We start from the raw sequence: 15,658 nt of genomic DNA on the forward strand, positions 1-15,658 counted from the left end.
ATATTGTTTTTGTAATCTTCTTTTATTTCAGGAATATCAAAGAGAATGACAGATAACCACGTTGCTACCATACGTCGATTTGCTCCATATTCCTCAAATGATCTTAAAAATTCTAATTCGCTATCTTTTGGGTGGAATAAAGAAACTGGAGTAAATTGGGAAAATATCAATAACTGTCAGTGCGTGGTTATATTAGGCGAGGGGAAATGTGGTAAAACTTTTGAATTTAAGCAGCAACATCGAATCTTGAAGAGTAAAAAAGAGTTTTCATTTTTTATTCCTTTAGAGCTACTTCAGGATCATGAACTTTTTGATGTTATTACTGTTGAAGAAGAGGAAGAATTTGAATGCTGGAAAGAGATGAGTGATACTGCTACCTTCTTTCTAGATGCTGTAGATGAATTAAAATTACGCCAAGGCACACTTCGTAAAGCACTCAGGAAAATTAAACAAGCTATAGGGAGTGCCCTTTCACGCTCTAGATTTTATATATCTTGCCGACCAAATGACTGGAATGACGAGTTAGACTATAGAGCACTTTCTACATTAGTGGCTCAAGAAAATTATAATGAACATGAGGCTGAATTTGTAGATGGTGAGGAGGTATTTATTACTATTATCTCTCATGAAAAAGATGATAAGTTCGAAAGGACAAAGAAAAAAAAGTTATCAAATGAACCTATTCAAGTTCTAGCATTACTTCCATTTAATAGATATGAAACAGTAGAGTTTGCTAAATCATATGCTCCTGATCATGCGGCAACATTTGAACATTATTTAGAAGAAAAAGAATTATGGCATCTTTATCATTTACCGTATGAAATTATTTCGGCCCTAAATCAACTTTCTACTGAAAAAAAATTGGGAAATTTTGAAGAACAACTGCAATTTGGAATTAAACAAAAAATTCGAGTTGTATCAGGTAAGAAAGGAAATGTGTTGAGTGAAGAAAAGGCACTTGAAGGTGCTGAACGATTAGCCTTAGCTCTTTTCATGATGAAGCGGAGATCAATTCATTTAGAAGTTTCTACTAATACTGTAGATATGATTAACATTAGTGAAATACTCACCGATTGGACTTATGAAGAGCGATGGGAGTTACTTGGAACCCCACTTTTTGATCCGACAGGTGTAAATGCATTTCGATTTCATCATCGCTCTACTCAGGAATATTTAGCTGCGCAGCGTTTGAAAAAAAGTAGGAAGCAAGGACTTAGTACAAGAGACTTATTTGGACAGCTATTTGCGACTGTTAAAGAAGAAAAAGTCGTCATACCTAGTATGGAACCTCTCGTAGCATGGATGGCATTATGGTATCCCGATATTTATTCTGAAGTGAAAATTCGAGCACCATCATTAATGTTCCGTCAGGGTTTACCAGCATTATTGTCCATTGAATATCGAGAAGATCTTATTTGTAAATATGTTGAAAAATTTGCTAGCAATAGTAACTGGTGTGGTGTAGGTGTTAGTCATACTGAATTAAAGCGTATTGCAACGCCTGAGTTAGCTTCTGTAGTCCGAAAGTTATGGCCACAGGCCTATACGGGATATGATACCCGAGAACTTCTTTTAGAACTCATCTACTTAACTCCTATGAATGATTGTATAGATTTGGCATGGAATGCTTTATTTGATGACAATCTTCCCTCCCAACATAGATTATATGCGGCATGGATTGTACTTGAGTTTGGAAATTTAGAACAAAAGCAAAAAATTGGAAATGCAGTAATACATGGAGGGTGGCCTGAACAATTGGTTCGAAATATCTTATCCTACCTTATGCCTCATGCTATTACAGAAATTGAGTTCTTAAATCTTGTCAAAACACTAAATGAAGTTCCAAATAATGTCCATGGATTAGGATATCAACTTTTTCAAGTAGTGAAATCAGAGTCACTAACAAATGAACAACGGATCAATTTAAGAGATAACTTTGCTGAAACAATATGGCTTCATCGTAATAAAGATTGTGAAGTGTATGATGCCCATTCAAAATACGATCATTTTGTCGATGCCGTAATTTATTCCTGTTTAAAAACACTCCCTTCTGGTCCCGAAGATATTCGAAAATGGGCATGGTGCCTTACAATAGCTTTTCATTTTGGAGAGCATCGAAGAAGTATTGTAGCTCGGACAGAAATTGAAAAGTTGCAAGATTTGTTGTCTAAAGACGTCTTGTTAAGAGAGGCATACTACTGGGCATGTTTGAGTCTTGTGGAGAAATTGGCAGAAGAACTCAAATCTCTTCACAATACTTATTTAATTGATTATGACAACGTATTACATCCTTTTACTGATAATGATATACCATGGTTATTGAATGCTTTTATTAGTAATGATTCACCTAATAAAAAGAATATAGCATTTCAAAAACTACTCCAATTTGTAGGAAGTGAAAAAAATCATCAATTAGCGCAAAAAATGGTGGAACTAACCTCTGGTAATGAAGAGTATGGTATTCAGCTCGAAAGAGTACTTAATCCGCCTCCAACGCTGCCCAGTGAACTCGAAATTAAACATCAGAAGCTGAAGTTAGAGAATAAAGAAAAAGAAGAAAAACGGATAAAGGGTTGGCAAATATGGAGAGAAAAAGTTTTAAGTAGTGACACCTTTTTCTTACATGAGGAGGAGTTGAAAAATACTTTCTACAACCTGTTTAAAATGTTAAGACAAGCAAAGCATCTTGATCAATGGGGACCATGGGACTCCAAGCTTGTTGAGACAGTATTCTCAATAAACTTTCTTGAGGTTTTAAGGCCTAGACTGTCAATTTTTTGGAAAAAAGTTGATGCTCCTTTATATAGTGAACGAAGTAAAGAGTCTAAGAATACATTTTCTTATGAAAGCTTGATGAGCCTTTCAGCAGTCAAGTGTTGTTCGGAAAAGTCTAATTGGGCAGAGAGCTTATCTCACGAAGAAGCTGTTAATGCAGTTAGAATCTCTACAATTGAGTTAAATGGCTTTGCTGATTTTCTGTCTAAATTAGAGATAGCTCACCCTTCAGCTGTTGAAGAGGTCTTTACTAGTGAAATCCACGCACAAATTGAAGATTTTCTAGAGTTAAAGAAATTTCCAATATTTCAAGACATTTTGTATTCAAGTTCTCAGCTAGTTAAAGAAATTGCTCTCTCTACTCTTATGAGTAAACTAGATACAATCTCTAGACTAATAGTGAAAGGCTGTCTTAGCGAGTTACATCATATTTTTGAACTTGTTGCTACATATGGTTCAACAGAATCTAAAGAAGCTTTTATAAATTTAATAGATAATTACTTGGATACTTCGCAAATCACAACTGACGAGAGAAATTCAGGAGTGGCGATCTTAGCTTCTCTTGATTTAGATAAAGCTTGCAATAGGGTCATGCAATTTAGTGAAGATAAAAGTGAAGGTGTTGTTGCATTATTTGCCACAGTATTTGGTGATCGTTATCGAGGTAAACAGCTTTCATTTGAAGAAATAGAGCCTATCCGTAGACTAAATATATTGGAACAATTAGTGATATGCTCGTATCAAGTTATGAAAGTAATGGAAGATAACCGACAAGAGGAAGAGATGCATGAACCTGATATGCAAGATGATGCTAAACGAGCAGGTGGATATCTACTAGAATGCCTTTCTAAAACTCAAGTGGTGGGCGCAATATCCATTCTATATAACTTATCATCTCTTCCTGAATTCAGTCACCTAAGTAGTCGATTGAAACAAATGGCTAGTGAGCTTGCAGCTAGAATTTCAGAACCTCAAGCTATGAGTGTGGCAACTTTTAATAAATTCGATAGAGAATTAAACTATTCACCTTATGATGATGCTTCACTATTTACAGTGCTAAATAATCGTTTAGATGATTTTGAACACCACTTATTGAATGATGAGCAGAGTATTATCGATACTCTTCGGAAAGTTGAAGGAGAAACTGAGTTACGTCGCTTTATTTCATTTTGGCTTCAACAAAATAGTCGAGGTGTCTATACCGTAACGCAAGAAGCAGTAGTAATTGCAGAAAAGAGAACGGATATTAGATTACTACCCACTGCTATAGATAAGTATGCATCAATTGAATTAAAGCTTGATGACGATCGAAATAAATGGACTGGAGCAGATTTAAAAGTAGCATTGGTTGATCAACTCGTTGGTCGATATTTGAATCATGAACGATGTTACGTTGGTTGTCTTCTTATTGGTATGAGAAAGACTCGCAAATGGGCAAATCCAGAAACAAAAGAGAAGATGAGTCTTAATGAAACTGTGAATTGGCTTCAAGGAATTGCAAATAAGATAATGGATGAGCGCCCAGAGCTTTATATTTCTGTCAAAGGAATAGATTATTCTATGGTTGCTAATGAGTAATATGACAACGGTTCTTTGAATCAAGGCTAAAACTTGAATTTTTTCACTTTTTACTGAAAGTGTATCAACGCTATAATTGGATAAATTTTTTAATATCCATAATATTACAGGATATGAATAATAAAAATAGAGCCTTTCTAGGTTCTATTTTTATCTAAAGTTTTAATTGAGTGAAACATTATAATAATCTTAAAAGTTTAAATATTATCCAAGAAAATTCGTAACGATTTCCTGTTTTTCAACCAAATCGCCTAGTTCTGAGAAGACACAAAAATTCCTCTTTTATTCAAATAACTTTGAGAAAAAATATGAAAAATATTGAAATTTTAGAGATAAATGAAATTGGCGATTATGAAGAAGGCCTATCGCTATTGTTAGAAGATTCTGTAAATAAGGGAGCTTCAATAGGTTTCTTAGCTCCCATAGAAATGAACGAGGTCTTAAATTATTGGCGTGAGGTTAACCATAAATTAGCACAAGGTAATAGCCGTCTATGGATTGCCATTCATCAAGAAAAAATAGTAGGTAGTGTTCAATTGTCCTTGGTGAGTAAAAAAAACGGCGTTCACAGAGCTGAAGTTGAAAAACTCATGGTTCTGACAACGGCAAGAAAACAAGGAATAGCAACATTACTACTGAATGAACTAGAAAATTTTTCAAGAAAAAATGGTCTGCGCTTACTTGTCTTAGATACACGTGAAGGCGATGTGTCCGAACTTTTATATAGCAAAATTGGATTTGTTCGTGTGGGTGTAATTCCAAATTTCGCATTAAGCTCAAATGGGAACTATGACGGTACAGCGATTTATTATAAAAGGCTTGTTTAATTGCATGGTTCAGCCTGTAGATCCCAAAAAACAGATGAAAAGTAAGGGCTGCGTTATTACTTATTCATCGTTTAAGGCACATTCAAAATTACTTGGGTTTTCTTTACATCTCACTTTTTTTAGAAAGTTCATCATTTTAGGGTCATAGATACCTGACTTGGTTAGCTGTATGCGTGCCTCGCGCATCATTTTTATATAGTTTAATTGTTCATTTTTTGGAATATCCATCCAATATTTTGAAGGAATATCACTTTCATATTTAGCAATAATGCCAAAGGTTCTATTTAATTGGCTGGCTACCCAAGTTCGCGACTTTTGCCCAAAACCAGCTGGAAACTGATCTTTACGAATAATAAAATTTGCCGAAATTTGAGTTAAAGGGAAACGAATGATAGCTCCTTTCTCACCTAGACCTTTGTGTAGTTCGAAAGGTTTAAATGCAACAATAGGAGCGGGGACAATATCAATTTCATGGTTATTAAATTTCGCACCCGCATTGGTGACGTCTACCGATACAGCCTGACCTCCGACATGTTGAACAAGCTTTGGTTGGGCTTCATCATATTTAAATACCCCAATTTTTTTACCAGCAGCTTTAGCGAGTGTATTGATACTTCTATCATTTACAAATAAATATGCAGGGCCAATTGTGCCTAAACCTGCGATTTCGTAAGGACCTACCACCATGTTTTTTGCGGCCATAGGTGAGGACAATAGCTTATAGGCATTAATTGCCGTTTTCATATTTGTTAATGCGCCAACAGCATCTAAAGATCCTGTATATTTATTAAATTGACGCCCACGCAAACCACTAATAATAGCACCATCACATTTTCCGACTTTTAAATCTTCAGCCGCAATTCGTTCATCAATATATGCTTTTAAAGATATATCAGCTCCCCAATTTTTGGCTTCAAGTGCATAATCTTTGGCTAAAGCGAAAGCATCTCCCGATTTACCAATTGGGTCAAAAACACAGACGACTTGTTGTTTGGCGTAAATAGTTGTTGTTAAACATGTGCTTGTAATAAATAAAATAATTTTAAAACGATCCATATTTAGTTATCCATTATTTAAATTATAAAATTTATTTTATAAATCTGGGTTAGATTAGATATGACATTTAAACAAAAATTTTAAAGGAAAAAGTCAAAAGACAGCTTTGACTCAGGAAGCCATTCTAGTTCATCACTATAAAACCAGAATAACGATTATTTTTAGAATATTTTTTGTCCGATTTGCGGACAAAAATCTCATAAATCGGTATTTTCTCTATTCTTTTTATATCCTTAAATAAACTTAAAAATTAGTTTATCCATTACCTAATGGAGATTAATTTATGGAAATCTTAAAAACAAAAATTGCAATTAGGGGCTCAAGACTAACGGGCCTACCAAACAGTGAAATAGAGATTTTTGCGAGTAGCGCAAAGCATCGCATTGAACTATCTAAAGGTATGAGTGGTGAGCAAACCGTAGTCGATGGATAGACCTAAGTGCTCAAAGACTGGATGTAAACATATCAACAAGAAGATTGGAAAACGATTATTAGAATTTAAATTATTTTTTGGAGTTAAATATGAAATTTAAAAAAGGATTTTTAGCACTCAGCCTAGGTTTACTCTTTATAAACTTGGGATGTACAGACAATGATAGTGCCGACAAGAATGGTGCTGAAAGTATTTATATTAATGGAAAAATTTATACCGCTAAAGATAAGAACTCTTTTCAGCAAGCCATCGCAATTGCCCATGATGGAACAATTATAAAAGTGGGTAGTAACGAAGAAATTAAAAAAATTGCAGATAGCAAGACACAAGTTTTTGATCTTGATAATAAAGTTTTAATGCCAGGTTTAATCGATAGTCATATTCATGCTTTAGCTTCTGGTGTAGAGGCTGTATTAGCAACCATGGATAGTGATGATACAACAATAGATATTTCTAAGGTGGAAACAAAACTTAGACAATCGAGTCTGGATGGTACGGGTGTTGCTGGAGATGTTCTATTTTTAAATGGGTTATCGTCAGAATATTGGGAATTAGCTGACCAACTATCCAATGTATTTAACAATAATGAATGGAAAGATCGTCCAATTGCATTAGTGGGTAGCGACCATCATACGGCATGGGCAAACCAAGCACTCTTAAAAAAAGCAGGTATAGATGCGAACTTCATTCAGCAATTAACCCCAGAGGATCAGCAAAATATTGCACATAATGAAAAATTTGAACCCACTGGATTTGTGGTCGATTCTGGCTGGGACATGGTGAGTGATAAAATTCCATCTGTATCACATGATTTGCTTTATAAAGGCTCTAAAGAAGCGGTCAAATACTATAACAGTTTGGGTCTCACGGCATGGATGGATATTGCTGCAAATGCCAGTCCGAATAAGGGAATTACCAATATTCAAAATACAGAGGAAACACTGGGGATGATTCCAATGTATAAAGAATTATCTCAGAAAGGAGAGTTAACGGCGCGAGTTTCTGGTTTGCATGTAATTAATTCAAAAAGTACGCCTCAAGTTTTTAACATCATTGAGTCAATCAATAGTAAATATAAAAACATAGATAACTTTAATTTAATTGGTGTAAAGGTATTTGCGGATGGAGTATTAGAGTTCCCAGCCCAATCAGCTGCACTACTTGGCCGATATTCTAATAGTAACAAGCAAGGGACTTTGTTATTTGACCCAAATACCTTTAAGTTAGTTGTTGATGAAGCTGACAAGCGAAATATGCTGGTTCATATCCATGCTGTTGGGGATAGAGCTGTACAGGAATCTTTAAATGCAATTGAATATGCTCGCTCAAAACGTCAGAGCAATGTCCCACATAGTATTACTCATCTCCAGCTCGTAGATCCTAAAGACTATAAGCGCTTTAAACAAAATAATGTGATTGCTTCTATGCAACTAGCATGGGCCTACGAAGACAGTTTTAACAAAGAACTGGTAAAACCTTATATTGATGCAGCTTCTTATAAGGGGATGTATCCAGCACATTCGTTGCTGGTTAACGGCGCGACAATTGCAGGCGCAAGCGATGCACCAGTTTCAACAGCCAATCCTTTTGTTGCCATGGCTACAGCAATTACAAGAAAAGGAATTGAAGGAGATGCTTTAAACCCAGCGGAAGCGATTGATCGAGATACCGTATTTAAGGCTTATACGATTAATTCGGCTAAGGCACTTTATTTAGATAAAAGTATCGGCACGCTCGAACCGGGTAAAAAAGCCGATATGATTTTAGTAGATAGAGATATTTTTAAGGTTTCGCCTGAACAGTTGGCTGAAACAAAGGTGGTATGGACTATTTTTAATGGGAAGAAAGTCTATCAACAGTAATCAGGCTATTTAGGTTTTAAAGTGGGCTGAAGCAAAATCAGCTCACTCACTGGGCTGCCTTATAAAGCAGTATTTCTAAGTTTTGGTTCCTATTACAAATAGAGTAATGAGCAAATATTTGCGCAAAATTTAGATGTTTAAATAAAAATGCGCAAATATATTCACAAAAAGTCTTTTTTATAGTATTTTTGAGAAAATATTTGCTCATTTACTTCAATGAAAAAATTAACAATACAAGCACTACTTGATGCGAACTGGTTAGATATAGCTGAACTAAAATTATTAGAGTCTAAACAGGGCTCGGCGAGTACAAGTGAATTAGAGTATGAATTAGATTATGCAATTCAATATTTAGACAGGCGGGATGAGCACGCCTGTAGTTTATCACTTCCTGTACAAATACTTGTAAAACATGAATCGAGCACATGGTTTGGTTTTTTAGATGATATTGTTCCTTCTGGTGCTGCACGACGTTATTGGGTGAATTATCTAGATTTACGACGTTTAACCCATGCCGAGCAAGATAGTATCTTATTAGAAAAAGGGGGAATTGCTCCTGTTGGTAATTTACGAATTAAAGAGGCGCTTCCACCTATAAATCCTGAATCAACTTTACACTTACGTTATTTTAGTAAGGAAGATGTGGCTGAGCGGAATATTGATTTTCTGGAATATGCTCAGCAAATGGGGGCGATTAGTGGTGGTGCAACTGGCGCAGGCGGGGAAGCTCCCAAATTACTTATCCGTGTTTCACCCGAACAAAAAGTCTGGATTGATACGTATCAAGAAAATTTTGATCAGCCAGATCAACATTATTTAGTTAAGTTTCCGAGAAATAAACGTAGCGAGATTGATTGTGACATTCTCAGAGCCGAATATTATTACTATCAGGTACTCAATGAATTAGGTTTCAATACGATTGAAACAACACAAATGAAGCTCATTGAAGGTACAAAGTATCCTTCTTTGTGGCTACCAAGGTTTGATACAGAATGGTGTAATCAACAATGGCATCGCCATGGCTTAGAATCTGTTTATTCGGTACTAAATAAATCTTCTGGTAGTCATCTTAACCATTTTGAAGTAATTGAAGATCTATGTAGATTACTGACTCGCATTGATTCAGATTTTGATGCTTCACAATTTATCTGCGAATGGTTACAAAGAGACTTACTCAATATTATTTTCGGTAATTCAGATAATCATGGTCGTAATACATCATTTCTAAAAAAATCTGGAAAAATTTCTCTTTCTCCTATTTACGATTTTGCACCTATGAAAGCTGATCCAGAAGTTGTGACCAGATCGACGACTTGGGGAAGTCCGTATGAAGAAGGCGGTGAATACCGTTGGGCTCAAATTACTCAAAAACTTGCGCCTTGGTGTGATCCTGATTTATCTCTAGGAACATTAAAGTCTTTGGCAATTAATCTGCTTGGGCTAAAACAGCGATTAGTTGATAAAGGAGTACCGAAAAAAATTATTGAAATGCCAGCGCTGTCATTTGATTACATAGAAGCTAAATTGAAAAGATGGGAACTGCAATGAATATAAAAAATCAGACCCAAGACCGTCAGCAAGTTCTTATCGATTTATATAAGCAATATTTATTGAGTGAAATTACGCTGGGACAATTGCTGTCGCATTTGCGAAAGAATGTACTGGGTTTGTCGCAAGAACAATATGCTGCTTTGGTGGGTATAAGCCGTCGGACTTTAACTGATATTGAGCAGGACAAAGGTAAACTTACTCAATCAGTGTTAGATAAGGTGTTTAAGCCACTGGGTCTAAAAGCAGGGCTTGTACCTACGCATGAACATATTGTTGGCAAAATTATAAAGCCATCTGAATGAGTGATTAACTTGGTAAACGATTAAAACTCAAATAGAACACTAAGGTGATAACTTATAAAATATTTGGTTTATAAACCTAGCATAGACTAAATTTGTCTAGGAGAGTGGTGGCATTCCACCACTAATTAAAATGCAGAGGCTAGGGTTTTGATAGCTACGATTTCTGTTTAGCTTTTTGGCGTAAAACATACAAATATAAGTTTTCTACTTTTTCACGTGCCCATGGTGTGGTACGTAAGAATCGCAATGATGATTTAACACTTGGATCTATACAAAAACATCTAATTTCAATTTTACGACTTAAGCCTTCAAATCCACCGTAGTAATCTAATAATTCATCCAAAATGTCAGCAAGTTTTTTGCCGTGTAAAGGGTCATTGGAGACATTCATAATAGATCAACAATATTTGGGAGTCCATTATTATAACCTGAGCTAGTTGGAAAATGAGAGGGTTGGAATTTAAACCTAATTAACATAGAAAGAAGTCATCTCGATGATCTATGTTCAGAAAGACTTATCACTCGTTGACATCCCGAAGCGTATTAGGTTGTAATTGATTATCGAAACTGGCTGATTAAAGAAATTTATAGTTTACTGTTAATGAAGATGCTTTGAAACAAGATGCACAACACATGTATTATAACATTTTTATGTGTATGTAAAGGTTGTTTTAAAAATTTTTACTTAACTTTCAATAGGATATGAAATAATCAATGTGTTCGAATTTAGCCTAAGCAAAATAATAATATTGATGTTTAAAAGGCGATTTAGAAAAATAAATCTATATAGCAGCCAGTAGTAATCGCAAAATACAGCTCGTAAAGGTGATGTGCAGTTCACTAGGGTAAATATAAAAGTGTAATTACAAATTATAGGAAGCTGTCTAGAGAATTACTCTGGCGAAGATTAGAAATAGGGTTCAGCCAGTTTAAGTCGTTAAGAGTGCCAAGGCTTAGTAAGTTGCTCAAGCAACAGATGCAGCTTATAAGCTTTTTATAATTCAGTGTAGTGAAGCCTAAACGGCGTAGCAGCAACGTAGAGTAGCCAGAGTCTTATATATGGTAGATTTCTAAATATCTTATTTAACATAATATACATTATACGAACAATTGTATCATTCCTTATGAAGTCTTTAGTTCTATCAAGCTCTTAGCAACATTTCCTTCTTAATGTTGCCTTACCATCACAGTTGTACGATAAAAAATATTGCTGCCATTGATGACAACATTACTGGAATAAAGATTTCTTTATTCAGATAACACTTATAAAACTCAACTAAATGATGATCTTCATCAAGTTTAACTGCCTACGAACATTGCACCATTTGCTCAAGCCTACGATCGAATTTCTCTGATTGCAAAATTAGAAGAATATTCTGTGCCTTTATCTCCAGCACGTGCATCTACTTTGATTAAAGATATTGTGTACGTTTGTCATAATAAATAGCCCTTATCCGATGCTTATCACGCTGAATTTTCAGGTTCAGTATGAAGATTCTTGAGACTAAATTTGGTTTAGTTAAATATATAAGTTATTGATAATAATTATCTTAATTGTGAAAAATTGCTTGATAAAATAAAACTTATATATAGAAAAATTAAAAAGCCTGACTAGCTTACTAATCAGGCATATTTAAACAACGATCACTTGTTAAAGCGCAATATCAAACTCTGGTGTAGCTACTGTAGGTTGTAATTGAACACGTTGCTTTTTAAAGTATGGTAGTACGTGCTCACCAAGTCGGTATGATTCTTCAAGATGTGGATAGCCTGCAAGAAAGAATAATTCTATGCCAATGCTATTATATTCTTGAATACGCTCAATAATCTGTTGGTAGCTTCCCACTAAAGCAACACCTGGTGGAACACCAATATACCCAAAGCCAGACCATACATTTGGATGTATAAAGAAGTCGCTGACATTTTTACTACCATCTTTTTCAGCGTATTCTTTTTCGAAGCTTAATACGCGTGCTGAACGTAAACCCGCATGGGCTGCTGCTGCATGTAAGCGTTGCTTTTCAGCTGCTTCATCAAGAAACCGCTGTGCTTCAGCCAACGCTTCTTGTTCAGTACGGCGTGCGATTGTATCTATTGATAAACCAAATTTTATATTTTCACGACCATACTTTTTTGCACGTAAACGTACATCAGCAATCAATGCAGCGATTTCTTCAGGTTTTTCAGCTCTCATTAAATAATAGTCGGCATGTTTCGCTCCAAATTCACGAGCAGCTTCCGAAGAACCTGCGGTGCAAATAATAGGAAGGCTCGCTTTATTCAGTGGATATTTTAATCCACCACCTTCTGCCGAATAGTACTTTCCTTGATAGTGAAATGAAGGATTATTCCAATATCCTTTTACAACATCTAGAAACTCTGTAGCACGTGCATAACGTTCGTCATGAGGTAAATCATCACCTACTTGACGTTGAATCACTTCCGAGCCGCCATTAATAATATTCCAAACCAATCGATTGCCAGTTGCACGCTGATAAGTTGCCGCAGTTTGTACAGCATTATATGGACTAAAATGATAAGCCTGAAATGCAGTCACAAAGTTAAGTTTTTTGGTTTCTCTTGCCAGCAATGAACATACTGTCCAAGGCTCTTCACCCGTTGGAGCATTCACCATGAGTGCGCCAGCAAACCCATTAATTTCTGCAGCCCGTGCGATCTGACTTAAATAATCAATATAGGTAAAATCATCACCTACGTTATAGTTAGAAACCGCTCCGGTATTTTCAACATTTTCAATATTGGCCCAATCACCGCGATTACGTGGATCACCGGGTAAAAACTCTGTTTCGCCATGAAGCGGCAAACGTGTAAAAAATTCAATTCCCATTATTTTCTCCGTAAAGCAAAGCTTAGAATTTTGCAGTGAGAGAAACACCAACTTGACGTGGGTTTCCATAGGTTAAGACATATTGTCCAGCAGGACCATTTGGTCGCCCATGAACTTGATATTCTTCATCTAATAGGTTTTTAACGTAAGCATTAACTTGGTATTTATTATTTGCGCTGATATATCCAACGTTCGCGTTCCATAAGGTGTACGCTTTTTGACTCAAGATTGGGTCAACTGAATAATCTTGACGATTTACTAAGAAAAACTCACGGTCACGATATTTTGCATCTGTGCCCACAATAACTCGTGCTCCACTATCAAGGTTAATGGTATATTCACCCCCTAAACCGATGGTGTACTTAGGAGAACGAACCAAGCTGTTACCTGTATTGTCAGCATTTACGACATTGGTTACTGGGTTTTTATCAACGAAGTCGGTGTATTCGCTATCTAAATAGGCTCCGGCAAAGCGTAGGCGTAAATTATCGGTTGCCAAATAATCTAATTCTAATTCTGCACCTTTTACTTCTGCCTTAGGTCCATTTGCTAAAACTGAGGTTACCCCTCCACCCTGTCCTTCGGTCGCAACCAATAAATTTGTTTGAATATCTTTGTAGTCATAATAGAAAATATTGGCGTTGGCCGTTAAATTGCCTTGTAACAAGCTAGACTTCAACCCTAGCTCATAGCTATTTAAATATTCAGGGTTAACATCTGCAAGTTGCGTCAGACTACTTGAAAGACCGGTGTTAAAGCCGCCTGAACGGAAACCTCGAGCAAAACGGAAGTATGTATTGATATCAGGCGTGATTTCATATTCTGGCGTAATATCGTAGGTCAGCTCATTCCATCTCTTTTTACGGCTTGTTGAACCATTTGCGTTAGGTGCTGGATTATAGACAGCATTACTGTACCCATCCTTTTGCCACCAACTGCCTTTGGTGTAATCGCCCGTGGTAATTTGAACAAGGTCTAGATCGATGTCTTTTTCTTCACTTGTCCAACGTAAACCACCTGTTACTTTAAATTTATCGGTAAATTTATAGGTACTGTTACCAAACAAGGCAAAACTTTGGGTGGACTGATTATAGGTAATATCTCTGAAAGCTGGAGTTCCCGCGGTCTGAGCTGGAGCGCCATTCGGTAGTGTTTTATTCACTCGTGCGCTTACCCCTGTAGAGTCCAAATCTTCATTAAAGTAGTGAAAACCTGCAATCCAACTGAGCTTTTTTTCAGCATCGGATGAAATTCGAAACTCTTGGCTGTATTGGCGCCACTCATTATCACTATAGCTTCTTGCTACATCATATGGCGTATAGTCACCATCAGAAATGGATTTTTGAGTGGTTTTATCAAATGCTGTAATGGATGTAAAAGTATGACCACCCCCTAGATCTCCTGTTAATGTGAGCGATGTACCATCATGTTGAATTTTATTGCTTTCAGGTAAATCTAAATTTGTATCTCGGCCTTGTGGTCTTTCATAGACACCCCAGTATTTTCCAATACTTAACGAACCATTATTGCCCAGACCATTATAGGTTTGGCTATGTAGATTGACTAAAGCATTCCAGTCATCATTAATTTTTCCTAGTATCTGGAAGCGGAATGATTTTTTATCTACATCCCCGTAGTTTTCACCATTGGCTAAATTTTTTGCATAGCCATCGCGGTCTTCTGAATAGAATGCTCCTCGTACGGCAACGTTATCTGATATGGCTCCATTCACGGCGCCTTCAAAAGTACGAAGATTATGGTCGCCTATTCCTATAGTTCCATAACCAGTCGGTTTGTCTGAAAATACGGGTTTCCGTGAAATGTAATTTACTGCACCAGCCGTGGTGTTTTTACCATAAAGGGTGCCTTGTGGACCACGTAGAACCTCAATACGTTCTAAATCGAATAAATCTCCAGCACCAGCAACAGGCGCATTTAAATAAACCCCATCTGCATAAATACCGACTGGGAAAACTGTAGAGGCTGCAACATCGCCAGTTCCCAGACCGCGAATATACCAACGTGGACGACTATCGCCATCAGGGTTTTCAGCTGCTGCATTGGGCGTATAAGTCAAAACATCACCAATAAATGTTGAGCCTTTCGCCGCCAAATCTTTGCCTGAAACTGCTGTAATTGCAGTTGGAACTTTTTGAATGTTTTGTGCACGATATTGTGCAGTAACGATGACATCGCCTAGTTTTTTTACATCTTTAGCATTTACCACTTGAGCTTGTTGCTCAGCAGGAATTGCATCAGCATCATCGTTCGCTAAAGCTAATGTCGAAACACTCGCCGTTACTCCCCACATAGCAGTTAAAATACTCTGCCTAATTTTTGTAACCTTAAACATGGTGACTCCATTTAAATAAATCTATTTTTATATTGGCAACTTCTATGCCACTTAATTTATTTAAATAATTTCA

9 protein-coding genes are annotated in these 15,658 nt (G+C 36.3%); 5 read left to right on the top strand and 4 right to left on the bottom strand.

Going from position 1 to position 15,658, the window contains the following annotated elements:
- Positions 1-45: 45 nt before the first annotated feature.
- The gene (locus HL290_RS04915; protein ID WP_198495771.1) at positions 46-4,353 is read left to right on the top strand and encodes a hypothetical protein; all 4,308 of its coding nucleotides are present in this window, start codon (positions 46-48) and stop codon (positions 4,351-4,353) included.
- A 308-nt stretch (positions 4,354-4,661) separates the two neighbouring features.
- A complete protein-coding gene (locus tag HL290_RS04920) occupies positions 4,662-5,180 on the top strand; it encodes a GNAT family N-acetyltransferase (RefSeq protein ID WP_198495772.1) in 519 nt (172 codons plus the stop codon).
- A 60-nt stretch (positions 5,181-5,240) separates the two neighbouring features.
- Here the strand turns inward: HL290_RS04920 and adeT1 are convergent, their stop codons facing one another.
- The gene (gene adeT1 / locus HL290_RS04925; protein ID WP_198495773.1) at positions 5,241-6,236 is read right to left on the bottom strand and encodes a putative multidrug efflux protein AdeT1; all 996 of its coding nucleotides are present in this window, start codon (positions 6,234-6,236) and stop codon (positions 5,241-5,243) included.
- A 522-nt stretch (positions 6,237-6,758) separates the two neighbouring features.
- Between adeT1 and HL290_RS04930 the strand changes: the two genes are divergently transcribed.
- The 3 genes from HL290_RS04930 to HL290_RS04940 all read left to right on the top strand — a co-directional run bounded on the left by HL290_RS04930 (position 6,759) and on the right by HL290_RS04940 (position 10,384).
- Positions 6,759-8,531 carry an amidohydrolase gene (locus tag HL290_RS04930; protein ID WP_198495774.1) on the top strand — a complete coding sequence of 591 codons (1,773 nt, stop codon included), beginning with the start codon at positions 6,759-6,761 and terminating at the stop codon, positions 8,529-8,531.
- 216 nt (positions 8,532-8,747) lie between these two features.
- Entirely contained in the window at positions 8,748-10,079 is a 1,332-nt protein-coding gene (locus tag HL290_RS04935; RefSeq protein ID WP_198495775.1) for a type II toxin-antitoxin system HipA family toxin, read from the top strand.
- Complete coding sequence (locus tag HL290_RS04940; protein ID WP_005040627.1) at positions 10,076-10,384, top strand: helix-turn-helix domain-containing protein; 309 nt, start codon at positions 10,076-10,078, stop codon at positions 10,382-10,384. Before HL290_RS04935 ends, HL290_RS04940 begins: the two co-directional genes overlap by 4 nt.
- Positions 10,385-10,538: 154 nt before the next feature.
- On the opposite strand, the gene HL290_RS04945 is transcribed toward HL290_RS04940, so the two are convergent.
- The 3 genes from HL290_RS04945 to HL290_RS04955 form a co-directional block, all read right to left on the bottom strand.
- A complete protein-coding gene (locus HL290_RS04945; protein ID WP_198495776.1) occupies positions 10,539-10,775 on the bottom strand; it encodes a VF530 family DNA-binding protein in 237 nt (78 codons plus the stop codon).
- 1,260 nt (positions 10,776-12,035) lie between these two features.
- Positions 12,036-13,232: an LLM class flavin-dependent oxidoreductase gene (locus tag HL290_RS04950; RefSeq protein ID WP_198495777.1), complete on the bottom strand. Its 1,197-nt coding sequence runs from the start codon at positions 13,230-13,232 to the stop codon at positions 12,036-12,038.
- A gap of 22 nt (positions 13,233-13,254) precedes the next feature.
- Positions 13,255-15,585 carry a TonB-dependent receptor gene (locus HL290_RS04955; RefSeq protein WP_413784440.1) on the bottom strand — a complete coding sequence of 777 codons (2,331 nt, stop codon included), beginning with the start codon at positions 15,583-15,585 and terminating at the stop codon, positions 13,255-13,257.
- Positions 15,586-15,658: the final 73 nt, after the last annotated feature.

The organism is Acinetobacter sp. AC1-2 (genome assembly GCF_016124155.1).
In the GTDB taxonomy this organism is placed as follows: Bacteria; Pseudomonadota; Gammaproteobacteria; order Pseudomonadales; family Moraxellaceae; genus Acinetobacter; species Acinetobacter calcoaceticus.